The sequence below is a fragment of the Vulcanimicrobium alpinum genome (genome assembly GCF_027923555.1).
GTDB classification, from domain to species: Bacteria; Vulcanimicrobiota; Vulcanimicrobiia; order Vulcanimicrobiales; family Vulcanimicrobiaceae; genus Vulcanimicrobium; species Vulcanimicrobium alpinum.
On sequence record NZ_AP025523.1, the window covers coordinates 825,394 to 851,961 of the forward strand.

Here is a 26,568-nt window from a genome sequence, read left to right on the forward strand (position 1 = left end):
GCTAGACGAGCTGCGGCGCGGCGCGCTGCGCGGCTTCGGCGGCTTTCGCCGCACCCGCCGCGACCGGCAGGCCGTGGATCTCGATGAACCCGCCGGCGGCGTCGTGGCGGAACGTGTCGCCGGCGCCGTAGGTCGCGAGCGATTCGTCGTACAGCGCGAACGGCGAACGCGCGCCGGTAACAACGGCACGTCCGCGCACCAGGCGCACGCGCACCTCGCCGGTCAGCCGCTCGGCGATCTTTGCGTTGAACGCATCGAGCGCGTCGCGCAGCGGCGACGACCACAGCGCGTCGTAGATCAATTCGGCATACTTCTGATCGAGCGATGCCTTGAACCGCAACTCATCGCGCGTGAGCACGAGCCGCTCGAGCGCCTTGTGCGCCTCGATCAGCGTCACGCTCCCGGGGCACTCGTACACTTCGCGCGACTTCAGTCCGACGACGCGATCTTCAATCAAATCGATCCGCCCGACCCCGTTCCGCCCCGCGATCTTGTTCAACTCGAACACCATCTCGGCGCCCACGTCACGCTGAGCCTGTCGAAGCGCAGCCGACGGCGTCCCTTTCTCGAACGAGATCACGACCTCGTCCCCCTCGGCCTGCGCCGTCTCCGGCGCGACGCTCCACGCGTACGCATCCTCGGGCGGCCGGTTCCACGGATTCTCCAGCACACCGGCCTCGATCGAACGCCCCCACAAGTTCGCATCGACCGAATACGGTTTCGCGGCGGTGTGCGCGATCGGCACGCCGTGCGCCTGCGCGTACGCGATCGCGTCGGGACGCGAAAGCGGCTTGTCGCGCAGCGGCGCGAGCGTCTTCAAGTGCGGCGCCTTCGCCCGCACGCCGACCTCGATGCGGACCTGATCGTTCCCCTTGCCGGTGCACCCGTGCGCGACGGCGTCGGCACCGTACTCGGCGGCGGTCTCGACCAGCAGATCGGCGATCAGCGGCCGCGAGAGTGCGGCGCTGAGCGGATAGACGCCCTCGTAGAGCGCGTTCGCTGCCAGCGCCTTGTACGCGTAGTCGGCGATGAACCGTTCGCGTGCATCGATCAGCACCGCGTCCATCGCGCCGAGCTTGAGCGCTTTCTGACGGACCGCTTCGAGCGCGTCCTGGGAACCTTCGCCGGCGACCATGTCGGATTCGCCGAGGTTGAGCGTCATCGCGACGACCTGATGCCCGGCGTCGATGAACTGCTTGAGCAGCACCGACGTGTCGAGCCCGCCGCTGTACGCCAGAACAATTTTCACTGTTCTCCTCGCATGTCTTCGAAGCGTTGTTTGATCATCGGCGTGGTCTCGGGTTTCTCGCAGATCACGAGCACGGTGTCGTCGCCGCCGATCGTGCCGAGGATCTCGGGCCAGTCGGCGGAGTCGATCGCGGCGGCGAGCATCATCGCCGTCCCCGGGTGAGTGCGCAGCACGATCTGGTTCATGCTGAAGCGCGCCTGAATGACGACTTCGGAGACGACGCGGTGGAGCCGCGACGTGAACGCCGGACCGACGGTCGGCTCGACGTACTTGAAGGCGCCGCCGGCGCCGCCCTTGAGCGGCACCTTCAGCAATCCCAGCTCCTTGATGTCGCGCGAGACCGTCGCCTGCGTGACCTCGTACCCTTGCTGCTCTAGCAGCGTCGCAAGCTCATCCTGCGACCGCACCGGCCGCGCTGCAATGAGAGACAGAATCGCCCGCTGGCGCTTGGTCTTCGGCTGTTGAAGCGTATCCATACCCTACTCGTCACACTGAGCTTGTCGAACGTCACCCTGAGCTTGTCGAAGGGCAGCCCCGATCCCGCAGCCCGCCATCAGTCGGTCAACCCGCGAAGATCGGTGAGCAGCGCGAGCAGCAGCGCCTTCTGCGCGTGCAGCCGGTTCTCGGCCTGATCGAACACGACGCTGCGCGCCCCGTCCATCACGTCGGCCGTCACTTCTTCGCCCCGATGCGCGGGAAGGCAATGCATGAACAGCGCATGCGGCGCCGCCGCGGCCATAAGTTCGGCATTGACCTGATACGGCCGCAGCGCCGCTTGATTGCGTTCGACGAACTGCTCGTCGCCCATCGACGTCCACACGTCGGTGTACACCACGTCGACGTCGCGCACCGCCCGCAGCGGCGACGTGAACGCGCGTGCCGTGACGTTGTGCGGTGCGCCCAGCTTGACGAGCTTCCCAAGAAAGGCGTCGGGCGGCCGATGGGTGACCGGCGCCGCGAAGGTGATCGACATCCCGCTCATCACCGCCGCCTCGGCGAGCGAGATCGCGACGTTGTTGCGCGCGTCCCCGACGAACGCCAGCCGCAGTCCCTGCAAGGTCCCGAACCGTTCGCGGATCGTGAGTAGGTCGGCGAACGCCTGGCACGGATGGCCGGCCTCGGAGAGTGCATTGATCGTCGGCACCGTCGCCGCGCTCGCGAATCGGGCGAGTGGCTCGTGCGCATGGGTGCGGTAGACGATCGCGTCGCCGTACCGCGAGAGGACGCGGGCCGCGTCCTCGGGCGTTTCGCGGGTTCCGATCCCGAAATCGGCGCCGGTCGCGGCGATCGCGTGACCGCCGAGCTGCGTCATCCCCGCTTCAAAGGAGACGCGCGTGCGCAGGCTGGGCTTCTCGAAGAGCATCACGAGCGTCTTGCCGCGGAGGAGCGAGAGCTGTTCGCGCCCGCGCTCCTTCACGTTCTGCGCAAGCGTCAGCAGGCCGGCGAGCTCGTCGGCCCCGAGGTCCGTAACGGAGAGAACGTTCCGGCCGCGCAACCGCGCCGCCGCCGGCAAAGTGACCATGATCTGCATAATTATACATCAAATGTATAAGTATGCAAGAGCGGCGCGGGGTGTCGGCGGCGCTAGGTTGCGCTCCGGTACCGTGCGAGGTCGCCGCAGCACCGCGCCGGAGGCGGCAAGCCGGGGAGGCGAGCAAGCGTCTTCCCGGTGCGTTCGTGATAGATCTTCGCCGCCAGATCGTGGAAGGCGAAGAACGCGGAATACGCGAGGTGATGGTCGTTGACGTACTTCGCGGTCGCCGGATCGGCGCGGAGACGTTCGCGCATCGCCGGGATTTCAGCGCCGACGTCCTTTCCGGCGGCAACGGCCGCATCGACCGCCGCGGTGACCGCGCGAAAGTATCCTTGCTGGCGGTCGATGAGTTCCGGCCCGCCGGCGTCGCCATGACCCGGGACGACGATCGCCGGACCGAGAGCGCGCAGCCGGTCGAGGACGCCGATCCACGAACCGATCGTGCTGTCGGCGACGGCGTTGTACGGACCGTTGGCGACGAGATCTCCGGTGAAGAGAATCCGCTCCTTCGGCAGCCACACGACCGCATCGGAACGCGTGTGCGCGACGCCGGGATGGATCAGCGAGAACGCGCGCCCCGCCGCTTCGAAGGTCGTGCCGCTCGGCGCGTAACGCGGCGCCAACGGCCGCGAGGACTTCAGCGAGGCCAGGCTCGAGGACATTTTCTGCCACAGCCCGGGACCGCCGCCGAAGAGTTCCGGCTCCGCGGAGGCGAGCTCGGCGGCGAGACCTTCGACCGCGATCGGCTCGGCGCCGTGGTCGTTCCAGAACGCGTTGCCGTAGGTGTGGTCGAGATGATAGTGCGTGTCGATAACCCGCGCCAGCGGCAATGCCGAGTGGGCGCGAATCGCCTGCAGTGCCGCGGCGGCACCGTCCGGCACGGCGGCATCGACCAGCGAGAGGCGTCCCGCGGATTCGATCACGCCCGTGTTGCACGTCAACGCGTTTTCGATGTCGCCGCGAACGTAGCTCACGCCGGGTGCCAGTGCGATCATCTCCGGCAGTGCAGCTGCGCGCGCGCGTGCCGGGACTGCGATTCCCGCAGCGGCGCCGGCGAGCGCCGCAAGAAACGCCGAGCGGCTGGCATGAGCGTGCATGACGACGATCATACGTGCGCCGTGGGGCATGACGGCGGACCGGATTACGGTTTCGGCGGATCGGATGCGGCAGAACCGACGGCCCGCATCCGTTCCCGCCAACGCGCCGGCGTCGTCCCGAACTCATCGCGAAAGCGCCGAGCAAGATGGCCGGCATCCGTGAATCCGGCCTCCGCGGCGACGGTCGCGATCGGTGCGTCTCCAAGCAGCAGCGCGCGGCGCGCGACGCGCAGGCGGCGTGCCGTCACCCATTCCATTGCTGTCCTGCCGCTGATGCGGCGCACTTCCGAGGTGAGATAGCCCGGCGTCAGCGCGAGTGCGTCGGCGAGGTCGCGCAGCCGGATCTCCGCGTCGAGGCGCGCGTCGATCGCGCCCATCAGCCGCTCGAAGAGGCCGCTCGTTGTCGAGGTCGCCGCGCGCTCGAACGAGACGGCGAGCCGCGAGAGTTCCACCAGCACGATCGCAAGGTGCGCGCGCATCGCCGTCGCAAACCCCGGGCTTCGTTGCGTGCCTTCCATGGCGATCGCCGCCATCGCGCCGCAAATCCGTGCCGCCGCAGCCGTGTGGGCATGCAGCCGCATCGAACGTGCGAAATCGAACGTGCGCAGTGCTGCGGGCACGGGTACGGCATCGAGTTCGTCATCACGCACGAGCAGCATCCAGCCGGTCGCGCCGTCGAAACCCGACGTGTCGTGGACGCAGCCCTCGGCGATGACGTCGATATCGCCGTCGCTGACGGGATGTTCCTCGGCACCGACGCGGTGGACTCCGCCGGGAGCATCGAAGACGACGATCTCGTGGAAGCGATGGCCGTGCAGCCCGAATCGCTCCGTGACGTGGCCCCGGCTGAAGCGTTGCGCCTCCAGCGCGGGCTCGTGCGATGCGAGCGTGTACGGCAAGAACGTCGGGACGGCGCCGCGCTTCATGCGAAGTATGGTAGCATCCGCTGGTGCTGATCGTCTTGAAGTACGGCGGGAACGCAATGACCGCCGAGGCGGGCGCCGACGCGACCCTCGATGAGGTCGCGGGTCTCGCGCGCGGCGGCGAGCGCATCGTGATCGTGCACGGCGGCGGGCCGCAGATCGACGCCGAGCTGCGCGCGAAGGCGATCGTCGAGCCGCGGGTCGCGGGGCTGCGAGCCACCGGCGGCGCGGCACGCGACGTCGTCGAGTACGTCTTGTGCGGCACCGTGAACAAGGCGCTGGTGCGCGCGCTCGCGGCGCGCGGCGTGCCCGCGGTGGGGATCTCCGGTGAGGACGGCGGCGTGCTGTCAGCGCGACGAGTCGGGCGTGTCGAGGGGGTGGATCTCGGCTACGTCGGCGAGGTCGCAAGCGTCGATCCGTCGGCCGTGGCGGCGCTCCTCGATGCCGGGTTTGTGGTCGTCGTGGCGCCGCTGGCGCTCGAAGCCGGGACGCATGCGGCGCTGAACTGCAACGCCGACACGGCCGCCGGGGCGATCGCCGGCGCGTTGCGCGCGGACGCGTACGTGGTAATCACCAACGTCGCGGGTGTGCGGCGCGATCTGCACGATCCGTCCTCGGTGATTCCGCGGATCGACGTTGCTGAAGCGCGCGCGATGCTCGCCGACGGCACGTTCACCGACGGGATGATTCCGAAGATGGCCGCCGCGGTCGCGGCGATCGACGGCGGTGCGCGGCGCGCGGTCGTTGCAGGCGCCGGGAACGGCGCGATCGCGCGCGCTCTCGCCGGCGAAGGAACGGAGATCACCGCGTCGCCACGCTAAATCACGCCGAGCCTGTCGAAGCGCAGCCGCAATCGCGCACGCAGGGGAAGCAATTCTATATGCACGATCGGGGCTGCGCTTCGACAGGCTCGGCGTGACTTAGCGGGCGCGTTCGTCGGCGTTGGGGTCGGGTTTGGTTTTCGGAGGGAGGGCGTCGAGGTTGACGACCGCGATCCCGGCGGACTTGAGCGCCGCGTTGAGCGGGACGACGTGGTTCGCGACGAACGCGCCGTAGTGCGCGACCGCGTCGCGGGTTTCGCGTTCGAGCGATGCGGTTTCGTCGCGCTGGGCTTGCGGCGGCGTGCCGGGGGCGATGTTGCCGATCATCGAGAGGACGCGCTCGCGCAGCAGATCGCGTAGGAAGTCGTTGTCCTGATCGTTGACCGGCTGCGAACTGATCGACGACTCGAGCGAGCGCGCCGCCGCAAGGACGCCGTTCGCACGCACCGCCAGCGTCGGCTCGTTCAGCGACGGTGTCCGTTCGCCCAACTGCACGCGGACGTTGTCGAGCCCTTTGAGCGCCGTATCGAGCTCGTCGAGCTGGCGGTACAGCGTGCGCGCGAGCGCGTAGCCCGCGCGCTCGTCGAGATCGCTGCGGACGCGCCGATCGCGCAGGACGCGGATCGGCTGCGTGTAGGTCATGCCGTCGCGATGCAGACGAACCGTGTACGTCCCGCTGAGGACCGCGACGCCGCCGTCGGTGCCGCGATCCCACTTCGCAGCGCGCCGCCACGGCGTGGGCGGCGTCTCGTCGAGGTTCCACACTACACGGTTCAGCCCGGCGTTGTTCGGCACGTTCGGGACGTCGTTGCCTTCGTCGTCTTCGTGCGTCCCGTCGATGCGGCGCACGACGCAGCCGCGCGCATCGACGATCTCGATCGTCGGCGCGGTCTTCGCAGGCGTCGCTTGATAGAATGTCACCGTCGCCGGCGGCGCGTCGTCGACGCCGCCCTCGGCATGTCCGGCGATGCTCGTCCGCTGCAGCGGCAGTGCGTCGCGGAGCGGAAACAGCCGCACGCCGGCGCCCTGCGCGGACGCGAGCTCGCGCAGGGCCGTCGGATCGTCGAGCACGTAGAGTCCGCGGCCGTGCGTCGCGGCGAGCAGGTCGACGGTCTGCGGCTGCACCGCGAGGTCGCGCACCTCGACCGCGGGGAGCGGCGCCGGGAACGGTTTCCAAGACGCGCCGCGATCGACGCTCCACCACACGCCGATCCCGGTGCCGGCGTACAGGACATCGGGATTGCGCGGGTCTTCGCGCACGACGTGCACTTCGGCGTGCGGCAAGCCGGCGGTGAGCGCGCGCCAATGCGCGCCGAAGTCGTCGGTCGCGTACACGTAGGGAGCACGGTCGCCGGCGTAGTGCGGTCGACCGCGACATACGCGGTTCCCGCTCGATGCACCGAGGCGGCGATCGACGGGATCCGTCCGTCGGCGTCGACGCCGGGGATCTCGGCGCGCGTCCAGTTCGCGCCGCCGTCGCGCGTGAGCTGCACGAGGCCGTCGTCGGTGGAAACCCACAGCAGGCCGTCGGCCAGCGGCGAGGGTGCGATCGCGAGGATCGTGTCGAACGTCTCGGCGCCGGTGACGTCGAGCCGCACGCCGCCGGAGAGCGTCTGCCGTTCGCGCAGGTTGCGGGTGAGATCGCCGCTGATCGCACGCCAGTGCGCACCGCGATCGGCGGAGACGAACGCGACGTTCCCCGCCGTGTAGAGCACGTGCGGATGCTGCGGCGAGAACGCCAGCGGCGTCTCCCAGTTGAAGCGGTACTGCAGTTCGCTCGGCGGAACGACGTTCTGATTGCGCAGATACACCGAGACATCCACGGTGCTCGCGTGCGTGCGGTCGAAACGCACGGTCTCGCCCTGATTGTCGCCGCCGCCCGCCGACGCGAACACCGTCGACGGATCGTGCGGATCGGGGACGACCCACGTGCCGTCGCCGCCGGCGACGCGCGTCCAGTCGTGCGCGCCGATCCCGCGATCGTCGCCGGTGCGCGACGGCGCACACCACGCGCCGTTGTCCTGCATTCCGCCGCAGACGCGATAGGGTGAGGCGAGATCGAACCCGACGTGACACGCCAGCGAGATCGGCAGCACGTAGCGCCATTGCCAGCGCGCGCCGCCGTCGCGCGAGAGCGCAACGCCGCCGTCGTTCGCCTCCAGAATCGTGCGGCCGTCGGCGGCGATCCACAGATCGTGATGGTCGCCGTGCAGGCGCTTTCCGCTTTCGTGCCAGGTCTTGCCGCCGTTCGTGCTCTCGGCGAGCTTCACCGAGACCGAGAAGAGATGGTTCTCGTCGTGCGGATCGACGGCGAGGCGCGAGTAGTAGAACGGCCGCTCGTTGATGAGCGTGTTCGACGACGTCATCGCCCACGTCGTCGGATCGCCACAGAATCCCCTGCGACGATTCGATCAGCACGTAGATGCGCTTGCCGTCGCTCGGCGCGATCGCCAGGCCAATTCGACCGATCGTTCCGTTCGCAAGTCCGGGTGCATGCAATGCGCTCCACGTCGCGCCGCCGTCGGTCGATTTGTAGATTCCGTCGCCGTCGCCGCCGCTGTCGAGATGCCAGGCGGAGCGGCGGAAGCGCCACATCCCCGCGAAGAGCACGTCGGGATGCTGCGGATCACGCACCACGTCCGACGCGCCGACACTCGGCCCCGCGTAGAGCGTCTTCGTCCACGTCGGTCCCCCATCGAGCGTGCGGAAGACGCCGCGTTCGGCGCTGTCGGCGAACGGATCGCCGAGCGCGGCGACGACGATGCGCCGCGGATCGCGCGGATCGATCAGCACGCGCGCGATCTGCGACGTGCTCGCCAACCCCATCTTCGCCCACGTCTTACCGCCGTCGGTCGAATGGTAGATCCCGTCGCCCGGGATCACGTCGTTGCGCGGCCACGGTTCGCCGGTCCCCACCCACACATCGTTTTTGTCCTTCGGCGAGATCGCGATCGAGCCGATCGACTGCGTCGTCTCGCGATCGAAGACCGGACTCCAATCGATCCCGCCGTTCGTAGACTTCCACACGCCGCCGCCAGCCGCGCCCGCGTAGAAGAGATTCGGATCGGCGTCCGTGCCGGCGACCGCGGCGACGCGTCCGCCAGAAACGGCCGGCCCGATGTTGCGCCACTGCAGGGCGGGCGACGGCGACGCGGACGGACGCGGCGAGGGACTCGGGCTTACCGCTCCGCGAGGCGACTCCGCGGCGCGGGCGGTCGGGGTCGCGGCTGCGCCGCACGCAAGAATGAGAATGGAAAGGACGACCGGTACGCGATGCACTCGTACCTGTACGCGAAGTCGGCATATCGTCCCGTCCCCCTGGCTCGCTCTCCGAAACGAATGGCGGGTCGGCCCCACGGTGAAACGCCGGCGTCCGGGCGGCCGTAGAACGCTCGGCACGCGTTGCGCCGGAGAAAACTCTGTGATACAAAGTCATCGTATGATCGCTCGATTCGGTCCCGCTCTCGCGCTCGCCGTCGCGGCTGGGCTTCCGCTCGCGGTGCTCGCCGATCCGCTCTCGGTGTTTCAGCCGCAGCAGGTGCGCGCCGTTTCGGTGACGGCCGCCGACGTCAAAGCACTGCGCGCGCTCCCGCCGCTCGACGCGTTCGGGACGGTCCGCGGGACGCGCAGCCCGGCGGTCGAGGACGTCGGCTCCGCCGCCGAAGCCGCCCACGAAGCCGGCTACGCGCTGCGCGTCCCGGCGACGGTCCCCGCCGCGCTCGCGACCGACGTGCACTACCGCGTGACCGGACGCGTGCGCACCACGTTCACCTTCAGCGGCGCGAAAGCGCGGGCGTGGGCGCGCAGCCGCAAGGTCGCGTTCACCCCGGTGCCCGGCGGCCTCGACGGCGCGGTCTACACCGCGACCCTGCGGCCGATCGCGCTGATCGAATACGGCGCGATGCCGCGCCCCGACGAGTCGAGGCGCCGTCAGCGGACGCGTTCGTTTCTCACCGTGATGCAGGCGCCGCTGCCGAGCGTGAGCGCGAACGGCGCACCGGTCGCGACGCTCGCGCGCTGGTTCTCCGAACAGCCCGGCATCCCGCCGCACCTCGCGGCCGAAGTGCGCGCGATCGGCGACCCGACGCAGACGCTCCCGATCCCGGTGCGCTTCGACAAGCAGACCGCCGCGAGCGTCGACGTCGACGGCGTGAAGGGTCTCGCGATCGGCGACGAGACGGGGATCGGCTCCGCCGTCGTGTGGACGAAAGACGGGAAGCTCTACGCGGTCGGCGGCGCGCTCGCGCAGAGCGAACTGCTCGCGGTCGCGAACGCGCTCAAGTAGTGGCCGATGCGATCGTCGCCCGCGCGCTCGCGAAGCGCTACGGTCGCGTCGACGCACTCCACGGTCTGACGCTGCGCGTCGCGCGCGGCGAGTGTCTCGGTTTCCTCGGCCCCAACGGCGCGGGCAAGTCGACCGCGGTGAAGATGCTGCTGGGAATCGTGCGCCCGACCGGCGGCGACGGCGAACTCCTGGGGCGCCCGCTCGGCGACCGCCGCGCGCGCCGCAGCGTCGGCTATCTCCCCGAACTCTTCCGCTATCCCGGCTGGCAGAGCGCGCGTGAAGTCCTCGCCCTGCACGCGCGTCTCATGCGGCTCGCCGGCGCGCCGCGCGCAATCGACGCGGTGCTCGACGAGGTCGGTTTGCGCGAACGCGCCGGCGACCGCGTGGAGACGTTTTCGAAAGGGATGCAGCAGCGGCTCGGCCTGGCGGTTGCGCTGCTCGGCGAACCCGAACTGGTCGTCCTCGACGAGCCGACGTCGGCGCTCGATCCGCTCGGCCGCAGCGACGTGCGCGCTCTGATCGAACGCCTGCGCGCGCGGGGAACGACGGTGTTCTTGAACTCGCACCTGCTCGGCGAGGTGGAACGCGTCTGCGACCGCGTCTGCATCGTCGACCGCGGACGCGTCATCGCGCAGGGCACCGTCGATGCGCTCACCGGCGAACCGCGCGGCGTGCGCGTCCTGCTCGACGACGGCTGGCACGACTACGACGTCGCGAACGCGGAGGTTCCGGAACTCGTCGCGCGGCTCGTGCAGGGCGGCGCGCGCATCCAGGCCGTCGAGCCCCGGCATACCTCGCTCGAGGAACGCTTTCTCGCGCTGGTGCGCCCGTCGTGACGATCGTGCTCTTCGCGGGCTTGACCCTGCGCGAGCTCGCGCGCCGCAAACTCGTCGCCGCCGTCGCGCTGCTCACCGCGATCATCGTCGCGTTCACCGCCTGGGGACTGCACAAGCTCGCGACGACGGTCGTCGACGGCGCACCGCTGGGAACGCCGGCGGTGCACGCCGCGACCGCCGGGATCGTCATCCTGCTCGCGTTTCTGTTCTCGTTCGTGCTCGCGCTCGGCGCGGCGCTGATCGGTGCGCCGGCGCTCGCCGAAGGCGTCGCGAACGGCGAGATCCTCGCGCTGCTGGCGCGGCCGATCCGGCGCGCCGACGTCGTGCTGGGCCGCTGGCTCGGGACGCTCGCGGCGCTCGCTCTCTACGTCGCGCTCGCGGGCGGCGCCGAGCTCGGCGTCGCGCGCGCGATCACCGGCTACGTGCCGCCGCAGCCGCTCGTCGCGCTCGCGTATCTCATCGCGCTGAGCGCGGTGGTGTCGAGCGCGGCGATCGCGCTGGCGGCGCGGCTCCCGGCGCTCGCGGCGGGGATCGTTGCGGCATTGTGCTTCGGTCTCGCGTGGATCGGCGGGATCGTCGAAGCGATCGGGCTCGCGCTCGCGAACCGGCCGCTCGCCGACGCGGGGACGATCGTCGCGCTGCTCTTTCCCTCCGACGCGCTCTGGCGCGGAGCGCTCTACGCGCTGCAGCCCGCAGTCTTCACCGCGGCGGCCGGCACCGCGAGCGCGACGACGGCGAATCCGTTCGCGGTGACCGCCCCGCCGCCGATCGCGCTCGTCACGTGGGCCGCAGGCTGGATCGTCGTCGTGACCGCGGCCGCGCTGCTGCTGTTCCGCACCCGCGACCTGTGAGGGGACGTGCGATGAGCCTCGGGTATCCCGTCCGTCAAAATGACTCCGCGCGGACTGCGCGTCGTGAGAGGAAGCGATGCCGAAGGTAAACCTCGCCGATCCCGGTTTCGACACACTGGACATCCGAGTCCGCGACGCGGTTCTCTTGGATGTGCTGCGGCAGCAACTCGCTTTCTTGCATGACGAAGTGCCGTTCTGGTCGGCGCGACTCGATAAAGCCGGCGTTGACGTGCGCCGCATCGAATCGCCGCGCGGACCTCGCTCGCATCCCGATTTTCACGAAAGCCGAACTCCGCAATGTTCGCCCGCGTGATCTGTTGCCGGAGACCGCATCGACGGACATTCGAATCGGACGCTGGACGAGCGGCACGACCGGCTCGCCGACGGTGAACTTTTGGACGCGCAGCGATTGGGCTGCCGTCATCGTTTCGATGTCTCGCGTCCTTGCACGCCGAGCGCCGATGGAGAAGCCGTCCGTTTTCAACGGTTACAGCCAATCGCACGTCACAGGTCCATTTTATCACGATGTCTTCGAGCACATGGGCGGGACGGTCTTCGATCGCAGCCATCATACCGAGGAGGCCTTTCCGACATCGATGCAATCGGAGCTTTTTGACTTCGACACGCTGGTTCTGCCTGCACAGCGGTGCGCGGTAAAGGCATCGGTCTCGCTGACGTTCTCGAAATCGAACCGAACTTTCTCTCACGGCACGGCGTGCGTTGGTGGGCCGGCGGCAGCGGACTCTTCGACCCAACGACGATCGCGACGGCCCGCGAGCAGGGCGTTGAGACGATCAGCAATCTCTACGGTTCTTCAGAATTCGCTCCGTTCGCCGTCTCATGCGTCGAGCATTTCGGCGATTATCACGTAGCGCAGGGCCATGTCCTCGTCGAAGTCGTCGACTCGTCTGGCCGGCCGTTGCAAACGCGGCGACGGGCCGAGTCGTCGTAACCCATCTCTGCGGCGTCGATTCGAACCATGAAGCGTGCGCGCATACTGGGACGCAATTGTTGCGTCTGGCAACGGGCGACCGTGCGATGGTGCTTCGCGAACCCTTGCGAGTGCGGACTGACTACGCCGCGGCTGAGAAACGTCGCACGACTCGACGGCCAGTTCTCCGCTCCCTGACCCGTTCGACCGGTTACCCGCGCGACGCCCACTCCTGCAGTTGCGCGAGGATCGGGAGGAGCGACGCGCAGCGTTCGCTCGCGCGATATTCGACGCGCGGCGGGATCTCGGCGTACGCGGTGCGCGTGACCAGACCGTCGCGTTCGAGTTCGCGCAGTGCGCTGGTCAGCACTTTCTGCGAGACGCCGTCGAGGCGCCGCTGGAGTTCGCGGAAGCGGACGACGCCGTCGCGCGAGAGCGCGAGCAGGATGCGCAGTTTCCACTTGTCGGCGATCTGATCGATCGCGCGCTGCACCGGACAATCGTCCGGCGGCGGTGATGCGAAGAGCGTTGCGACGGCGTCCGGCAGCTCGAGAGGCGTCATCAGGTCTCCTTCGCGGATGACGACCGGTGCGCGGCTCCCGGGGTTGCGCGGACGCCGCCGCGTCGCGCGCACTACGCCTGCAGGACGGCCTGGACGTTCAATTCGATCCTGACCTCGTCGCTGACCATCACGCCGCCCGTCTCGAGCGCCTGGTTCCAGTTCAGGCCGAAGTCTTTGCGGTTGATCTTCGTCTCGGCGCTGAACGCGATGCGCGAGCCGCCCCACGGGTCTTTGCCGCGGCCGTCGAACTGCGCGTCGAGTTCGACGGACTTCGTGACGCCGCGGATGGTCAGATCGCCGACGATCGTGAACGACGATCCGCTGCCGGCGATGTTCGTGCTTTTGAACGTGATCGTCGGATGCTGGTCGACGTGCAGGAAGTCGGCCGATTTCAGGTGACCGTCGCGCTGTTCTTCGCGCGTGTCGATCGTCGTCGCGTCGATCTCGGCGGTGACGTCGGTCGGAACCTCGGAGCCGTCGGGGACGTGGATCGTGCCGGCGACTTTGCCGAAGCGTCCGCGGACTTTGCTGATGACCAAATGGCGGACGACGAATTCGGCGGTGGAGTGCGCTGCGTCGATGGCGTAGGTCTGCAGCGTTTCGGAGGTGGCGGACATGAGTTCTCCTATGCGGGGTTGAGCGAAGCGGCGAATCGAGCGGAAAACCACGCGGCGAGATCGCGCTGCTCGTCCGCGGGAAGGTCGTGACCGGTGCGGTAGGCGTGCTCCTCGAGGCGCGCACCGCTCTCGTCGCGGAGGTACGCGCGCGTGCGCGCGATCGCCGCGGCCGGGATGACGTCGTCGAAGACGCCGTAACCGAAGAAGAGTTCGAGCACGTCGAGACGGCCGGGTGCCGGCGGCGCCGGCGCGTCGAACGCGAGCGGCCCGTGCAGCAGTGCGGCGCCGGCGAACCGCGCGGGTTCGTGAAGCGCGAGCGCGCCGGCCATCACCGCTCCGGCCGAGAAGCCGGCGAGCCAGATCTCCTCGGCATCGCCGGCGCGTTCGCGCAGGAACGCGTCGACGTAGGCGAGCGACGCCGAAAGCGACGCGGGCTCGGGCTGCGCGACGCCGCGCGGACGGTACCACGTGTAACCGAATCCGTCGGCGTCGTGCGGTGCGCGCAGCGACGCGACGGTCGCTTCGCGCGGCAGCAGATCCGCGAGCGGAAAGAGATCGTCTTCGTCGGCACCGCGCCCGTGCAGCAGCACGATCAGCGCGCCGCGCCGGTTCTCACACGATCCGCACCGCCAGCGTGCGACGGGCTCGGGAACGTTCATGGTTCGCGCATCGTAACGCACCGGCGGCCGGCGCGGAAGTACGCACTTTTCGCATACGCAGTTACTTCGCGGAAACCACGGCGCCGGACGCGCGCGCAACCGCCGGAGTGACGGACGCCGCCCGAACCGGTACGATCGACCGATGGTCGATCCCGTCGAACTCGATGCGCGCGGCTATGCCGTGATCCCCGCGCTCCTCGACCGCGAGCGCTGCGCCGCGCTGCGCGCCCTCTTCGACGACGAGGCGGCATTCCGCAAGACCGTCGTGATGGAGCGCGTCGGATTCGGACGCGGCGTGTACAAGTACCTCGCCGCGCCGGTCCCGGGACCGATCGCCGCCCTGCGCGAGCGGCTCTACGCGGAACTGCTCCCGGTCGCGAACCGCTGGTCGGAGCGCTTGGGCGAGAACGCGCGCTACCCCGCGACGCTGGCGGAGATGCTGGCCCGCTGCGCCGCCGCCGGCCAGACCCGGCCGACCCCGCTGATCCTGCGCTATCGCCCGGGCGATCACAACGCGCTCCACCAGGACCTCTACGGCGAGGTCGCGTTCCCGCTGCAGGCGACGGTACTGCTGAGCGAACCCGGCCCCGACTTCGCCGGCGGCGAGTTCGTGCTGGTCGAACAGCGGCCGCGCAAGCAGAGCCTCGTCCACGTCGTTCCGCTGGGGCTCGGCGATGCGGTCGTGTTCCCCAATGCGGTGCGGCCGGTACAGGGTGCCCGCGGAGCGTTCCGCACCCGGGTTCGCCACGGGGTCAGCGAGCTGCGCTCCGGGGAGCGGTTCAGCCTGGGGCTCATCTTCCACGATGCGCGGTGATCCCCGGTTGCTTAGGCCATCCGGCGCATCACAAGGGCTCCCTGCTTGGTATATCATCGCCGTCACACCGGGCGGACAACGGAAATCGCCTGCTTGAAGTCGGCGAGAGCCGGGAAATGTGCAGGGCATGGACTCGATGCAGAAAACTTCCGTATCACGGACGTTGCGGTACAATTCGTTTCCACGCACGCCCGGTCAGGGAGGTAACGTAGCGGTGTCCGAGGCGGTGATGACTGCCCCGAGCCAGAGCGCGACCAAGCGTCTTTGGTTCTTCGATCAGGGTGATGGATCGATGCGCGACCTGCTGGGCGGTAAGGGCGCCGGCCTGGCGGAGATGACGCGCGCCGGGCTGCCGGTCCCGCCGGGGTTCACGATCACGACCGAGACGTGCTTGGCGTACTTCGACTCCGGGGGGCACCTGCCGCCGGGGCTCGGCGACGAGGTCCGCGCCGCGATGGACGAACTCGAGTCGCGGACCGGCAAGCAGTTCGGCGTCGCGGCGAACCCGCTGCTGGTCTCGGTGCGCAGCGGCGCCCGAGTCTCGATGCCGGGGATGATGGACACGATCCTCAACCTCGGCCTCAACGACGAGACCGTCGCCGGCCTGGCGCGCCTGACGTCCAACGAGCGCTTCGCGTATGACGCCTACCGCCGCTTCATGGCGATGTTCGGGAACGTCGTGCTCGGCATCGAGAAAGATCAGTTCGACCGCGTCGTCGACGAGGCGAAGCAGAAAGCCGGCGTCGCGACCGATCCCGAACTCACCGCCGACCGCTGGAAGGAAGTGATCGCGCAGTTCCGCGAGATCGTGCGCATCCACACCGGCGCGCCGTTCCCGCAGGACGTTCACGAACAGCTCGAACTCGCGATCGAGGCGGTGTTCGACTCGTGGAACTCCAAGCGCGCGATCGATTACCGCAAGTACAACAAAATCCCCGACGACTGGGGCACCGCGGTGAGCGTGTGCTCGATGGTGTTCGGCAACCTCGGTGATGACTCGGGGACCGGCGTGGCGTTCACGCGCGATCCCAACACCGGCGAAAAGCTCCTCTTCGGCGAGTATTTGCGCAATGCGCAGGGCGAGGACGTCGTCGCCGGGATCCGCACGCCGATGAAGATCGCCGACCTGCAGAACAGTCAGCCCGACGTCTACGCGCAGTTCGTCGCGATCGCGCACCAGCTCGAGACGCACTACAAAGACATGCAGGATCTCGAGTTCACCGTCGAACGCGGGAAGCTCTGGATGCTGCAGACGCGCAGCGGAAAGCGCAGTGCGGAGGCGGCGGTCAAGATCGCGCTCGATCTTGCGCGCGACGGCCTGATCACGCAAAACGACGCGGTCGCGCGCGTCGACGCCGCGTCGCTCGATCAGCTGTTCCACGCGCGGATCGACCCGAACGAGCAGTTCGAGGTGGCCGGCGTCGGCCTCAACGCGTCGCCCGGCGCGGCGACCGGGCAGGTCGTTTTCGACGCCGACACGGCGGCGGAGCGCGGCGCGAAGGGCGAGAGCGTGATTCTCGTGCGCGTCGAGACCGCACCGGACGACGTGCACGGGATGATCGCCGCGAAAGGCGTCCTGACGTCGCGCGGCGGCGCGACCTCGCACGCCGCGGTCGTCGCGCGCGGGATGGGACGGCCGTGCGTCGCCGGCTTCGACGCGATGACGATCGACGGGCGCGCGAAGACCGCGACGATCGGCACGCACGTCCTGCACGAAGGCGACTGGATCACCATCGACGGGACGACCGGCAAGGTCGTCGTCGGCAAGCTGACGCTGATCCCGCCGCCGTCGCAGCCGCCGGAGTGGCTGGCGTCGTTCCTCGGGTGGGCCGATGCGGCCGCGCGGATGGAAGTGTGGGCGAACGCCGACACGCCCGACGATGCGCAGCGGGCGCGCGATCTCGGCGCGACCGGGATCGGCCTCTGCCGCACCGAGCACATGTTCATGCAGAAGGAACGGCTCCCGGTCGTCCAGCGCATGATCATCAGCGATACGCCGCAGGCGCGCGCCAAGGCGCTCGCGCAATTGCTGCCGTTCCAGAAAGACGACTTTGCCGGGATCCTCGCAGCGATGGCCGGTTATCCGGTCACGATCCGGCTCCTCGACCCGCCGCTGCACGAGTTTCTGCCGTCGCTCGAGCAATTGCTCGTCGAGACGACCGAACTGCGGATCACCAAGGGCGAGAGCGATCCGGTCTACGTCGAGAAGATGCGCGTGCTCGGACGCGTCCGCGCGCTGCACGAGCAGAACCCGATGCTGGGCCTGCGGGTCTGCCGTCTCGGGATCGTCTATCCCGAGATCTATGCGATGCAGGTGCGCGCGATCTTCGAGGCGTCGTGCGAACTGCGCGCCCGCGGCGTCGACGCGCGGCCCGACGTGATGATCCCCGGCGTCGGCACCCGCGAGGAGATGCAGACGACGTACGATGCGGTGAAGTCGGTCGCCGACGAGGTGATCCTCGCGCACGGCACGCCGGTTCCGTACCGCATCGGCACGATGATCGAGCTGCCGCGCGCGTGCGTGGTGGCGGGTGAGCTGGCCTCGATCGCGCAGTTCTTCAGCTTCGGCACCAACGACCTCACGCAGACAACGTACGGCTACAGCCGCGACGACGCCGAGTCGTCGTTCATTCCGCGGTATCTCGAGAAGAAGATCCTCAAGGACGATCCGTTCCAGGTCCTCGACCGCGTCGGCGTCGGCGGCCTGATGCGGCTCGGCGTCGAGCGCGGCCGCGCCGCGCGCGGCGATCTGAAGATCGGGATCTGCGGTGAGCACGGCGGCGAGCCGTCGAGCGTCGCGTTCTGCAACGAACTCGGCCTCGACTACGTCTCCTGCTCGCCCTACCGCGTCCCGATCGCCCGCCTCGCCGCCGCACAAGCCGCCCTCGCCTAGTCACGCTGAGCTTGTCGAAGCGCCGCGTCACGCGTTTTGCGGCGGTCGCCGGTGCGTTGGCCGTTTTCGTCGGCGTCGCCGGCGGTCGGCCCGCGTCTGCCGCCGATCCTCGCCCATTGCGGCTCGGAATGACGACCGAGCCGCGTTCGCTCTCGCCGCTCTTCTCGCTCGACGACTACGCGAACACCGTCGACCGGCTTGCGTTCGACGTGCTGATCTCGGTCGGCAGCGACGGCCGGACGCTCGTGCCGCGTCTCGCCGCCGAGGTGCCGTCGCTGCGCAACGGCGGGATCAGCCGCGACGGCCGCACGCTGACCTATCACCTGCGCCGTAACGTGAAGTGGCACGACGGCGTGCCGTTCACGAGCAAGGACGTCGCGTTCTCGTATCACGCGATCATGAACCCGGCGAACAACGTCCCGAACCGTCACGGGTACGATCAGATCGCGTCGGTGGCGACGCCTGATCCGTACACGGTCGTCTTTCGGTTGAAGGAGCCGTACGCGCCGGCGATCACGACGCTCTTCGGCGACGACACGTGCGGCCCGATTCTGCCCGAGCATCTGCTCGGGCGTTACCCGAACCTCAACGAAGTCGACTTCAACCAGCACCCGGTCGGGACGGGTCCGTTCAAGGTCGTCCGCTGGGACCGCGGCTCGTCGGTCGAGCTCGACGCCAACGACGACTATTACCTGGGCAAGCCGAAGCTCCGCCGCATCAGCGTGCGCTTCGTCCCCGACGAGAACACGCTCGTCACGCAGATGCGCACGCACGAACTCGACGTCTTCGCGGAGATGTCAGTCAACGCGTACGGTCAGATGCGCGGCATCCCCGGGACGCGTGCGGTGCTCAGCAACGTCCACGGCGCGGCGAACCTGCTGATGAACACGACGCACGACGCGCTGCGCGATCCGCGCGTGCGGCGCGCGATCGCGGCGGCGATCGATAAAGATGCGATCGTGCGCAACTTCGCGTACGGCGCGGGTACCGTCGCCGGCGCCGACCTCCCGTCGTTCATGTGGGCCTACGACCCCAACGCGCGCGCCCAGCCCCACGATCCGGCGCGCGCCCGCGCGTTTTTGCGCGACGCAGGCTACGTGCCGGGACCCGGCGGGATCGTGCAAAAGGCGGGCCGCCCGCTCAGCCTCACCTTCGCGTATTCGCAGAACAACATCGCGGCGCGGCTGATCGCGGTGCAGATCCAATCGTACCTGCGCGAGGTGGGGATCGACGCGCAGCTCAAGGGCTTCACGACCCAGATGATGTTCAACGCCTACGCGGCCGGCGGGATCTACCAGGCCGGCAAGTTCGATCTGGCCTGGTACACGATGACGCTCGGCGTCGATCCCGACAGTTCGGGCCGCTTCACGTGCGGCGCAATCCCGCCCAACGGGCAGAACTACTCGCGCTACTGCAATCGCGAGATGGACGCGGCGCAGACCGCGGGCCTGCGCACGTTCGACCTCGCCGCCCGCAAGCGCGCCTACGCGCGCAGCCAGGAACTTCTGGTGCACGACGTCCCGGCGGTCTTCGTGTTCTGGCCCAAGAACATCGACGCGGCCGACGCCGGGCTGCGCGGTTTCGCGCCGAATCCGTCGATCGCCACCTGGAACGCCCACGAATGGTCGTGGTGAGCGGCACGGCGCCGCCTTCACAGCAGCCTCAATGAAAGCGGCCGTATGGTGAGTGCATGAAACACGTCCTCTCGTTGGCCGCCGCGGCGCTCGCGATCGGCCTCCCGCTCGGCGCGGCCGCGCAGTCCGCGCCCGATTCCGCTCCCGGCGGTCCCCCGCCGGAGATGCGCGCGCGCATGGAGCGTGCGCGCGACGATGCGCGCGCGGCGGCGCTCGGCGCACTCTCGGCGGCGCACCGCACGCAGGTGCAGGCGATTCTCGATCAGCTCAACAGCGGGAAGCTCAACGATCCGCGCGCCGCGGCCGCGCAGATCGACGGCCTCCTGACCGCCGACGAGAGCAAAGCCGTGCTCGCGGCGCACGACAAAGCCGTCGCGTCGTTCCACCGCGACGGGAATCCGCCGCCCGGAGCGCCGCAGGGACCGCCGCCAGGCGCAGCGCCGCCGGATGCGCGCGGGGCGCCGACCGCGGGACGGGTGCTCGTGATGCTCGGCGTCAACCGCGACCGGATGCACGAGATGATGCGCGCGATGCACGACGGTGCGTGAGCGCGTCCGCCGGGATAGGAACTGAGCGCGCATGACGCAGAGTGGTCCGCTCGCGGGCGTGCGCGTGCTCGACTGTTCGACGATGATCGCGGCGCCGTCGACCGCGGCGATGCTGGCCGATTTCGGAGCCGAGGTGGTGAAGATCGAGCGGCCCGGCTCGGGCGATCACGTGCGCCGCTACGGCGCGCAGCAAGACGGGATCGGCCTGCACTGGAAAGCGCTGGGCCGCAACAAGCGCAGCGTCGCGCTCGACCTGCACCACGCGCACGCGCAGGCGCTGCTGCTGCGCTGGCTCCCGCAGTTCGACGTGTTCGTCGAAAACTTCCGGCCGGGAACGCTCGAACGCTGGAATCTCGGACCCGAGTGGCTGCTCGCGGCGTCCCCGCAGCTCGTCATCCTGCGGGTGACGGCGTTCGGTCAGGACGGGCCGTACCGCGAACGTGCAGGGTTCGGGACGCTTGCCGAGGCGATAACCGGAATCGCGGCGGTCTCGGGCTACGACGATCGGCCGCCGCTGCTGCCGGCCTTCCCGCTCGCCGACGTGATGGCCGGACAAGCCGCCGCCGCGGCGGTCTGCGCGGCCTACGCCCGGCGCCTGCGCACCGGAGACGGCGAGGTGATCGATTTCGCGATCTACGAAGCGGTGATGAAACTGGTCGAATCGCAGATCACCGAGTTCGCGGCGACCGGCAACGTACATCGGCGGCTGGGCAATCGGATGGAAGACACCGCGCCGCGCGGCGCCTATCGCTGCGGCGACGGCGCATACGTCGCGCTTTCCGGGAGCACGCAGGAGCTCGCCGAGCGCGTCCTGCGCACGATCGGCGGCGACGCGCTGCCCGCCGATCCGCGTTTTCGCTCGAACGTCGAACGCGTCGCGAATGCCGAGGCGCTCGACGCGCTGATCGAGGGATTCTGCGCGCAGCACACGCGTGACGAAGCGATCGCCGCCTTCACGGCTGCGGGCTGTGCGGTCGGGCCGCTCGAGTCGATCGACTCCGTCGCCGAGAACCCGCAGATCGTTGCGCGCGGATCGCTGGTGCGGCTCGACGATCCCGAGCTCGGCGAGGTGACGATCAACGCGCCGTTCCCGCGCTTCGCGCACGCCGGTGCGCCGCCGCTGCGCCCCGGTCCCAGCGACGTCGGTCGCGACACCGCCGACGTGCTCGCGCGCGATCTCGGGCTGAGCGAGGACGAGCTGCGCGGGCTGGCGGACGCGGGAGCGATCGACGATCCGCGATTTCGAGCGGGATCGCACCAAGCGCGGGACCGCGCCACGTCGGGGACGTAACCCCCGAAACACGCGTCGCCCGCGCCTTTTCCCAGGAGGACTGTCCTATGCCCGTGACTCGTCAAGGATTCGTCGCCGGTTCCGCCGCGACGATCGCGTCGATCGCGATCGTGACGCCGGCCCGCGCCGCCGATTTCACGCTGAAGTACGGGCACGATCTCCCCGTCGAGCATCCGATCAACGTCCGCTCGGTCGAGGCGTTCGCCAAGATCGCGAAAGCGACCGGCGGGCGCGTGCAGATCAAGTCGTTCCCCACCAGCGTGCTCGGCAGCGACCCGTCGATGATCTCGCAGATCCGCAGCGGCGCGATCGATGCGCTGGCGATGCCCGGCGCGTTTCTCAACGCAATCGTCCCGCTGGCGTCGATCGAAAACCTCGCCTACGCGTTTCCCAATCGCGAGACGGTCTTCCGCGCGATGGACGGCGACCTGGGCGCCGTGATCCGCGACGAGTTCCGCTCCAAGGGCCTCGTCGTGCTCGACAAGATCTGGGAGAACGGCTTCCGCGAGATCACGACGTCGACGAAGCCGATCCGCAACGTCAACGACCTGGCGGGTCTGAAGATCCGCGTCTCGCCGGGGAAGATTCGCGTCGACACCTTCCAGTCGCTGGGCGCGTCGCCGTCGCCGATCGCGCTGAGCGAGCTCTATACGTCCCTGCAGACGCACGTCATCGACGCCCAGGAGAACCCGCTGCTCCTCATCGACCAGCAGAAGTTCTACGAGGTGCAGAAGTACGTCTCGATGTCCGACCACATCTGGTCGGGCTACTGGACGCTCTTCAATCCCGACGTGTGGACGAAGCTCGGCAAGTCGTACCAGGACATCATCTCCAAAGAGATGAGTGCAGCGACCTTGCTCGCGCGCAACGACAACGTCCAGCTCAACAAATCCGTGCGTGAAAAATTACAGCGCCGCGGGATGCAGTTCAACGACGTCGACAAGAACAGTTTCAAGAAGAAGCTGCAGGACGCGAAGTACTACGAGCGCTGGAAGGACGAGTTCGGCGAGAAGGCCTGGACCGCACTCGAAAAATACGCGAACAAGCTGGCGTAAGCGTGATCGAATCGCATGGCTGACGCCGCCGTCGTCACGGTCGAGAGCGCGCAAGAGGTCGTTCACTCCCGTTCTCACCGCTACCGGCTCGGCTGGACGGGGGCCGTCGATCGCGCGATCGGCGCCGTCGTCGAACCGATCGCCGCACTGCTGGTCGTGGTCGAAGTGGTCATCCTCGCCAGCGGCGTGTTCACGCGCTACGTGCTGGGCCGTCCGCTGGTGTGGACCGACGAGCTCGGGTCGATCATCTTCCTGTGGCTGGCGATGCTCGGTTCGGTGGTCGCCTACCGCCGTGACGAACACATCCGGCTCTCGGTGCTGGTGCGCCGCGCGTCGCCGCGCGTCGCCGAGTACCTCAACGCGATCTCGTCGGTCGTCGTCGCGCTGTTCGTCGCGGTGCTCATGCCGGCGTCGCTGCGCTTTCTCAATCAGGAGCGCGACAACCTCACCCCGGCGCTGCAGATCCCGCAGTCGTACGTCGTCCTCTCGATCATCATCGCGCTCTCGCTCATCCTGATCATCGCGCTGCTGCGGATGGCCGAGACCGATCTGCGGGTGGTCGGACCGGTGCTGCTCGCGGCGATCGTGATCGGCGCCGGAGTCTATTTGGCGCGCGGCGCGTTCGCGGGGCTCGGCAACCTCAACCTCGTGATCTTTTTCTTCCTGCTCGTCGGCGCGTGCGTCGCGATCGGGGTGCCGATCGCGTTCAGCTTCGGCCTGGGGACGCTCAGTTACGTCCTCGTCGTCACCACCGTCCAGCCGGACATCGTCGTCCAGCGGATGAGCGAAGGCGTCTCCAACCTCGTCCTGCTCGCCGTTCCGCTCTTCATCTTCCTGGGCTTGCTGATGGAGACCGCGGGGATCGCACGCCGGCTGGTCGAGGCGCTCGCGAGCCTGGTCGGACACTTTCGCGGCGGGCTGTCGATCGTGCTCGTCGCGGCGATGTATCTGGTCTCCGGGATCTCTGGTTCGAAGATCGCCGACATGGCGGCGGTGGCCCCGGTGCTCTTCCCCGATATGGTGAAGCGCGGGCAGAAGCGCACCGACATGATCGCGCTGCTCGCGACGTCGGGCGCGATGGCGGAGACGATCCCGCCGAGCCTGGTGCTCATCATCATCGGCTCGGTTACCGGCGTCTCGATCGCGGCGCTCTTCACCGCCGGGCTGCTGCCCGCGGTCGTGTGCTCGATCTTCCTGATCGCGCTCGCGCTCTGGAAGGCGCACCGCCAAAACGAAAGCGTCTCGCAGCGCGCGCCGCTCAGCGTGATCGGACGGACGCTGTTCGTCGCGGTTCCCGGGCTGCTGCTTCCGCTGCTGATCCGGTATTTCGTCGTCACCGGAATCGCGACCGCGACCGAGGTGAGCGTCGTCGGGATCATCTACACGCTGCTGGTCGGCGTTCTCGTCTACCGCGAGTTCAAGTGGCGGTCGCTCTATCCGACGCTCGTCGACACCGTGGCGCTCGCCGGCGCGATCCTGCTGATCATCGCGACGGCGACGGCGATGGGCTGGGCGCTGACGCAGTCGGGGTTCGCGCAGCAGCTCGCCGACATCCTCAGCCACGCTCCGGGCGGCAAGGGCGGGATCATGCTGCTCTCGATCGTGCTGTTCATCGTGCTCGGGTCGGTGCTCGAAGGGATTCCGGCGATGGTGCTGTTCGGTCCGCTGCTCTTCCCGGTCGCAAAAGCGGCGGGGATTAACGAGGTGCATTACGCGATCGTCGCGGTGCTCGCGATGGGCGTCGGGCTGTTCTCGCCGCCGCTGGGGATCGGGTTCTTCAGCGCGTGCGCGATCGGCAAGGCCGAACCCGAACACGCGGTGTTTCCGATCCTCCCGTATCTCGGCGTTCTGCTCGTCGGCCTGCTCGTGATCGCGTACGTCCCCTGGATCTCGCTCGGCTTCTTGCCGGCGAATCAGCGCTGATGGCAACGCATCGCATCGCCGTCATCCCGGGCGACGGGATCGGCAAGGAAGTGGTCCCCGAGGGGATTCGCGTCCTCGAAGCGGCCGGCCGCCGCTTCGGGATCGATTTTGCGTGGGAGTCGTTCGACTGGAGCTGCGAGCGGTACGCCGAGACGGGTGCGATGATGCCCGAAGACGGGCTCGCGCAAATCCGCAGCCACGACGCGATCTTCTTCGGCGCGGTCGGATTTCCGAACGTCCCCGATCACGTCTCCCTGTGGGGCCTGCTCATCCCGATGCGGCGCGGCTTTCAGCAGTACGTGAACTTGCGCCCGGTGCGGCTGATGCCGGGGATTCCCTCGCCGCTCGCCGGCCGCGCGCCGGGCGAGATCGACTTCTGGATCGTGCGCGAGAACACCGAGGGCGAATACAGCTCGATCGGCGGCCGGATGTTCGAGGGGACCGACGACGAGGTCGTCGTCCAGGAATCGATCTTCACGCGTCGCGGCGTCGACCGCATCCTGCGCTACGCGTTCGAACTCGCGCGCTCGCGTCCGAAGAAGCACCTCACCTCGGCGACGAAATCGAACGGGATCGCGATCACGATGCCGTTCTGGGACGAACGCGTGCGCGCCGTCGCCGACGAGTACCCCGACGTGCGGACCGATCAGTACCACATCGACATCCTGACCGCGCACTTCGTCCAGCACCCCGACTGGTTCGACGTCGTCGTCGGGTCGAATCTGTTCGGCGACATCCTCTCCGATCTGGGGCCGGGCGTCACCGGCACGATCGGGATCGCACCGTCGGCTAACCTGAATCCCGAGCGTGCCTTTCCCTCGCTGTTCGAACCCGTGCACGGCTCGGCACCCGACATCGCCGGGCGCGGGATCGCGAACCCGATCGGACAGATCTGGTCGGGCGCGATGATGCTCGAGCACCTCGGCCACGCCGACGCCGCCGCGGCGGTGATGGCGGCGATCGAAGGCGTCCTCACCACCGGGCCGCGCACGCGCGACGCCGGCGGAACGGCGAACACGATCGAGGTCGGCACCGCGATCGCCGAGGCGGTCGCGAGCGCACGATGAACGGCGTTCCGCCTGCGGTCGCGACTGCGATCGCGCTGCCGCCGTCGGTGCGCGCCGCGCTCGAACGGCACGCGCACGTGTTCGACATCATCGATCGCCCGCGCGCGACATGGCCGATGTCGGTCGAGACCGCGCAGGCGCTGCTGATCGGATCGGGCGTGAAGCTGACCGGCGACCTTCTCGACGGTCTGCCCGGGGTGCGACTGATCGCGACGCAGTCGGTGGGCTACGACAACGTCGACCTGGCCGAACTGCACCGGCGCGGCATCGCGTTCACCAACTCGCGCGGTTCGCTCATCGAAGCGGTCGCCGACATTTCGTACCTGCTCGTGATCGCGGCGATGCGCGGAATCGCGCGCGGGATCAATTGGGTGCGCGACGGCCGCTGGCTGCAGCACGGCGACATGCCGTTCGGCCGCGACCTGGACGGCGCAACGCTCGGGATCGTCGGTCTCGGCGACATCGGCAGCGCGCTCGCACGCCGCGCGCGCGTAAGCGGGATGCGGGTGATCTACGCGAATCGCACGCCGCGCAGCGACGACGCCGCGAACGGAAACGCCTATCGCACCTTCTCCGCCCTGCTCGGCGAGGCCGACTGCGTCGTCGCGCTCGTCCCGCTCACGCCGCAGACACGCGGGATGTTCGACGCGCAGGCGTTCGCCGCGATGAAGCCGAGCGCCGTCTTCGTCAACGTCGCGCGCGGCGCCGTCGCCGACACCGCGGCCTTGCTGCACGCGCTCGAGGCGAAGCAGATCGCGGGCGCCGCGCTCGACGTGACCGATCCGGAACCGTTGCCGCACGATCATCCGCTCGTCGGCCGCGACGACGTGCTGATCGTCCCGCACGTCGGAAGCGCGACCGTCGAGACGCGCACCCGGATGGCGATGGTCGCCGCCGAGAACGTGATCGCGTACTTGGACGGCAAGCCGCTGCTCACGGCGGTGGAAGGCTTCGGCCGCCCCAGCGAGTAGGACGTTT

26 protein-coding genes are annotated in these 26,568 nt (G+C 68.8%); 15 read left to right on the top strand and 11 right to left on the bottom strand.

Annotated features, from left to right (window positions below; translation table 11 throughout):
• Window position 1: 1 nt before the first annotated feature.
• The 5 genes from WPS_RS04080 to WPS_RS04100 all read right to left on the bottom strand — a co-directional run bounded on the left by WPS_RS04080 (window position 2) and on the right by WPS_RS04100 (window position 4,806).
• Window positions 2-1,249 carry an argininosuccinate synthase gene (locus WPS_RS04080; RefSeq protein ID WP_317996577.1) on the bottom strand — a complete coding sequence of 416 codons (1,248 nt, stop codon included), beginning with the start codon at window positions 1,247-1,249 and terminating at the stop codon, window positions 2-4.
• Window positions 1,246-1,725: an arginine repressor gene (argR, locus tag WPS_RS04085; protein WP_317996578.1), complete on the bottom strand. Its 480-nt coding sequence runs from the start codon at window positions 1,723-1,725 to the stop codon at window positions 1,246-1,248. The genes WPS_RS04080 and argR overlap by 4 nt, the downstream gene beginning before the upstream one ends.
• Window positions 1,726-1,802: 77 nt before the next feature.
• Window positions 1,803-2,771 carry an ornithine carbamoyltransferase gene (gene argF, locus WPS_RS04090; protein WP_317996579.1) on the bottom strand — a complete coding sequence of 323 codons (969 nt, stop codon included), beginning with the start codon at window positions 2,769-2,771 and terminating at the stop codon, window positions 1,803-1,805.
• A gap of 62 nt (window positions 2,772-2,833) precedes the next feature.
• Window positions 2,834-3,880, bottom strand: coding sequence for an MBL fold metallo-hydrolase (locus WPS_RS04095; protein ID WP_317996580.1), 1,047 nt, complete (start codon window positions 3,878-3,880; stop codon window positions 2,834-2,836).
• A 44-nt stretch (window positions 3,881-3,924) separates the two neighbouring features.
• Window positions 3,925-4,806, bottom strand: a complete 882-nt coding sequence (locus WPS_RS04100) for a helix-turn-helix transcriptional regulator (RefSeq protein ID WP_317996581.1) — start codon at window positions 4,804-4,806, stop codon at window positions 3,925-3,927.
• A 23-nt stretch (window positions 4,807-4,829) separates the two neighbouring features.
• Between WPS_RS04100 and argB the strand changes: the two genes are divergently transcribed.
• Window positions 4,830-5,624 (top strand): acetylglutamate kinase, encoded by a 795-nt coding sequence (gene argB / locus WPS_RS04105; RefSeq protein WP_317996582.1) that lies wholly within the window; start codon window positions 4,830-4,832, stop codon window positions 5,622-5,624.
• A gap of 99 nt (window positions 5,625-5,723) precedes the next feature.
• Here the strand turns inward: argB and WPS_RS04110 are convergent, their stop codons facing one another.
• Complete coding sequence (locus WPS_RS04110; protein WP_317996583.1) at window positions 5,724-6,641, bottom strand: hypothetical protein; 918 nt, start codon at window positions 6,639-6,641, stop codon at window positions 5,724-5,726.
• The gene (locus WPS_RS04115; RefSeq protein WP_317996584.1) at window positions 6,542-7,990 is read right to left on the bottom strand and encodes a WD40/YVTN/BNR-like repeat-containing protein; all 1,449 of its coding nucleotides are present in this window, start codon (window positions 7,988-7,990) and stop codon (window positions 6,542-6,544) included. The genes WPS_RS04110 and WPS_RS04115 overlap by 100 nt, the downstream gene beginning before the upstream one ends.
• 335 nt (window positions 7,991-8,325) lie before the next feature.
• Between WPS_RS04115 and WPS_RS04120 the strand changes: the two genes are divergently transcribed.
• From WPS_RS04120 to WPS_RS04135, 4 genes are all read left to right on the top strand, one after another.
• A complete protein-coding gene (locus WPS_RS04120) occupies window positions 8,326-8,487 on the top strand; it encodes a hypothetical protein (RefSeq protein ID WP_317996585.1) in 162 nt (53 codons plus the stop codon).
• A 576-nt stretch (window positions 8,488-9,063) separates the two neighbouring features.
• Window positions 9,064-9,909 carry a hypothetical protein gene (locus WPS_RS04125; RefSeq protein ID WP_317996586.1) on the top strand — a complete coding sequence of 282 codons (846 nt, stop codon included), beginning with the start codon at window positions 9,064-9,066 and terminating at the stop codon, window positions 9,907-9,909.
• On the top strand, window positions 9,909-10,745 hold the full coding sequence (locus WPS_RS04130) for an ABC transporter ATP-binding protein (protein ID WP_317996587.1): 837 nt from the start codon (window positions 9,909-9,911) through the stop codon (window positions 10,743-10,745). The genes WPS_RS04125 and WPS_RS04130 overlap by 1 nt, the downstream gene beginning before the upstream one ends.
• Entirely contained in the window at window positions 10,742-11,596 is an 855-nt protein-coding gene (locus WPS_RS04135) for an ABC transporter permease subunit (RefSeq protein WP_317996588.1), read from the top strand. Before WPS_RS04130 ends, WPS_RS04135 begins: the two co-directional genes overlap by 4 nt.
• Before the next feature lie 34 nt (window positions 11,597-11,630).
• Here WPS_RS04135 and WPS_RS04140 read toward each other — a convergent pair whose 3' ends face one another.
• The gene (locus tag WPS_RS04140; RefSeq protein WP_317996589.1) at window positions 11,631-12,020 is read right to left on the bottom strand and encodes a hypothetical protein; all 390 of its coding nucleotides are present in this window, start codon (window positions 12,018-12,020) and stop codon (window positions 11,631-11,633) included.
• A 222-nt stretch (window positions 12,021-12,242) separates the two neighbouring features.
• Between WPS_RS04140 and WPS_RS04145 the strand changes: the two genes are divergently transcribed.
• Window positions 12,243-12,548: a hypothetical protein gene (locus WPS_RS04145; protein WP_317996590.1), complete on the top strand. Its 306-nt coding sequence runs from the start codon at window positions 12,243-12,245 to the stop codon at window positions 12,546-12,548.
• A 190-nt stretch (window positions 12,549-12,738) separates the two neighbouring features.
• On the opposite strand, the gene WPS_RS04150 is transcribed toward WPS_RS04145, so the two are convergent.
• From WPS_RS04150 to WPS_RS04160, 3 genes are all read right to left on the bottom strand, one after another.
• Window positions 12,739-13,089: a winged helix-turn-helix transcriptional regulator gene (locus tag WPS_RS04150; RefSeq protein ID WP_317996591.1), complete on the bottom strand. Its 351-nt coding sequence runs from the start codon at window positions 13,087-13,089 to the stop codon at window positions 12,739-12,741.
• Window positions 13,090-13,160: 71 nt separating this feature from the next.
• Window positions 13,161-13,706, bottom strand: coding sequence for a YceI family protein (locus WPS_RS04155; RefSeq protein WP_317996592.1), 546 nt, complete (start codon window positions 13,704-13,706; stop codon window positions 13,161-13,163).
• 8 nt (window positions 13,707-13,714) lie between these two features.
• Window positions 13,715-14,365: an alpha/beta hydrolase gene (locus tag WPS_RS04160; RefSeq protein WP_317996593.1), complete on the bottom strand. Its 651-nt coding sequence runs from the start codon at window positions 14,363-14,365 to the stop codon at window positions 13,715-13,717.
• 142 nt (window positions 14,366-14,507) lie between these two features.
• On the opposite strand from WPS_RS04160, the gene WPS_RS04165 reads away from it, so the two are divergent.
• The 9 genes from WPS_RS04165 (at window position 14,508) to WPS_RS04205 (ending at window position 26,561) form a co-directional block, all read left to right on the top strand.
• A complete protein-coding gene (locus WPS_RS04165) occupies window positions 14,508-15,179 on the top strand; it encodes a 2OG-Fe(II) oxygenase (protein WP_317996594.1) in 672 nt (223 codons plus the stop codon).
• A 229-nt stretch (window positions 15,180-15,408) separates the two neighbouring features.
• Window positions 15,409-18,072 carry a pyruvate, phosphate dikinase gene (gene ppdK, locus WPS_RS04170; RefSeq protein ID WP_317997490.1) on the top strand — a complete coding sequence of 888 codons (2,664 nt, stop codon included), beginning with the start codon at window positions 15,409-15,411 and terminating at the stop codon, window positions 18,070-18,072.
• 128 nt (window positions 18,073-18,200) lie between these two features.
• Window positions 18,201-19,706: an ABC transporter substrate-binding protein gene (locus WPS_RS04175; protein WP_317996595.1), complete on the top strand. Its 1,506-nt coding sequence runs from the start codon at window positions 18,201-18,203 to the stop codon at window positions 19,704-19,706.
• A gap of 56 nt (window positions 19,707-19,762) precedes the next feature.
• Window positions 19,763-20,254 carry a hypothetical protein gene (locus WPS_RS04180; protein ID WP_317996596.1) on the top strand — a complete coding sequence of 164 codons (492 nt, stop codon included), beginning with the start codon at window positions 19,763-19,765 and terminating at the stop codon, window positions 20,252-20,254.
• Between the two features lie 31 nt (window positions 20,255-20,285).
• Window positions 20,286-21,545, top strand: a complete 1,260-nt coding sequence (locus WPS_RS04185; protein ID WP_317996597.1) for a CaiB/BaiF CoA transferase family protein — start codon at window positions 20,286-20,288, stop codon at window positions 21,543-21,545.
• Between the two features lie 47 nt (window positions 21,546-21,592).
• Window positions 21,593-22,600, top strand: a complete 1,008-nt coding sequence (locus WPS_RS04190) for a TRAP transporter substrate-binding protein (protein ID WP_317996598.1) — start codon at window positions 21,593-21,595, stop codon at window positions 22,598-22,600.
• Window positions 22,601-22,615: 15 nt separating this feature from the next.
• Window positions 22,616-24,523, top strand: a complete 1,908-nt coding sequence (locus tag WPS_RS04195; RefSeq protein WP_317996599.1) for a TRAP transporter large permease — start codon at window positions 22,616-22,618, stop codon at window positions 24,521-24,523.
• On the top strand, window positions 24,520-25,590 hold the full coding sequence (locus WPS_RS04200; protein WP_405054927.1) for a tartrate dehydrogenase: 1,071 nt from the start codon (window positions 24,520-24,522) through the stop codon (window positions 25,588-25,590). Before WPS_RS04195 ends, WPS_RS04200 begins: the two co-directional genes overlap by 4 nt.
• Window positions 25,587-26,561, top strand: coding sequence for a 2-hydroxyacid dehydrogenase (locus tag WPS_RS04205; RefSeq protein WP_317996601.1), 975 nt, complete (start codon window positions 25,587-25,589; stop codon window positions 26,559-26,561). Before WPS_RS04200 ends, WPS_RS04205 begins: the two co-directional genes overlap by 4 nt.
• Window positions 26,562-26,568: the final 7 nt, after the last annotated feature.

Excerpts from the sequence above, each read along its gene's own strand:
- WPS_RS04125 (WP_317996586.1), top strand. The coding sequence starts at position 9,064 with ATGATCGCTCGATTCGGTCCCGCTCTCGCGCTCGCCGTCGCGGCTGGG.
- WPS_RS04100 (WP_317996581.1), bottom strand. The coding sequence starts at position 4,806 with ATGAAGCGCGGCGCCGTCCCGACGTTCTTGCCGTACACGCTCGCATCG.
- WPS_RS04180 (WP_317996596.1), top strand. The coding sequence starts at position 19,763 with ATGAAACACGTCCTCTCGTTGGCCGCCGCGGCGCTCGCGATCGGCCTC.
- WPS_RS04185 (WP_317996597.1), top strand. The coding sequence starts at position 20,286 with ATGACGCAGAGTGGTCCGCTCGCGGGCGTGCGCGTGCTCGACTGTTCG.
- WPS_RS04115 (WP_317996584.1), bottom strand. The coding sequence starts at position 7,990 with ATGACGTCGTCGAACACGCTCATCAACGAGCGGCCGTTCTACTACTCG.
- WPS_RS04165 (WP_317996594.1), top strand. The coding sequence starts at position 14,508 with ATGGTCGATCCCGTCGAACTCGATGCGCGCGGCTATGCCGTGATCCCC.
- WPS_RS04140 (WP_317996589.1), bottom strand. The coding sequence starts at position 12,020 with ATGACGGCAGCCCAATCGCTGCGCGTCCAAAAGTTCACCGTCGGCGAG.
- WPS_RS04160 (WP_317996593.1), bottom strand. The coding sequence starts at position 14,365 with ATGAACGTTCCCGAGCCCGTCGCACGCTGGCGGTGCGGATCGTGTGAG.
- argR (WP_317996578.1), bottom strand. The coding sequence starts at position 1,725 with ATGGATACGCTTCAACAGCCGAAGACCAAGCGCCAGCGGGCGATTCTG.
- WPS_RS04150 (WP_317996591.1), bottom strand. The coding sequence starts at position 13,089 with ATGACGCCTCTCGAGCTGCCGGACGCCGTCGCAACGCTCTTCGCATCA.
- WPS_RS04195 (WP_317996599.1), top strand. The coding sequence starts at position 22,616 with ATGGCTGACGCCGCCGTCGTCACGGTCGAGAGCGCGCAAGAGGTCGTT.
- argF (WP_317996579.1), bottom strand. The coding sequence starts at position 2,771 with ATGGTCACTTTGCCGGCGGCGGCGCGGTTGCGCGGCCGGAACGTTCTC.
- WPS_RS04190 (WP_317996598.1), top strand. The coding sequence starts at position 21,593 with ATGCCCGTGACTCGTCAAGGATTCGTCGCCGGTTCCGCCGCGACGATC.
- WPS_RS04155 (WP_317996592.1), bottom strand. The coding sequence starts at position 13,706 with ATGTCCGCCACCTCCGAAACGCTGCAGACCTACGCCATCGACGCAGCG.
- WPS_RS04095 (WP_317996580.1), bottom strand. The coding sequence starts at position 3,880 with ATGCACGCTCATGCCAGCCGCTCGGCGTTTCTTGCGGCGCTCGCCGGC.
- WPS_RS04175 (WP_317996595.1), top strand. The coding sequence starts at position 18,201 with ATGACGACCGAGCCGCGTTCGCTCTCGCCGCTCTTCTCGCTCGACGAC.
- ppdK (WP_317997490.1), top strand. The coding sequence starts at position 15,409 with ATGACTGCCCCGAGCCAGAGCGCGACCAAGCGTCTTTGGTTCTTCGAT.
- WPS_RS04205 (WP_317996601.1), top strand. The coding sequence starts at position 25,587 with ATGAACGGCGTTCCGCCTGCGGTCGCGACTGCGATCGCGCTGCCGCCG.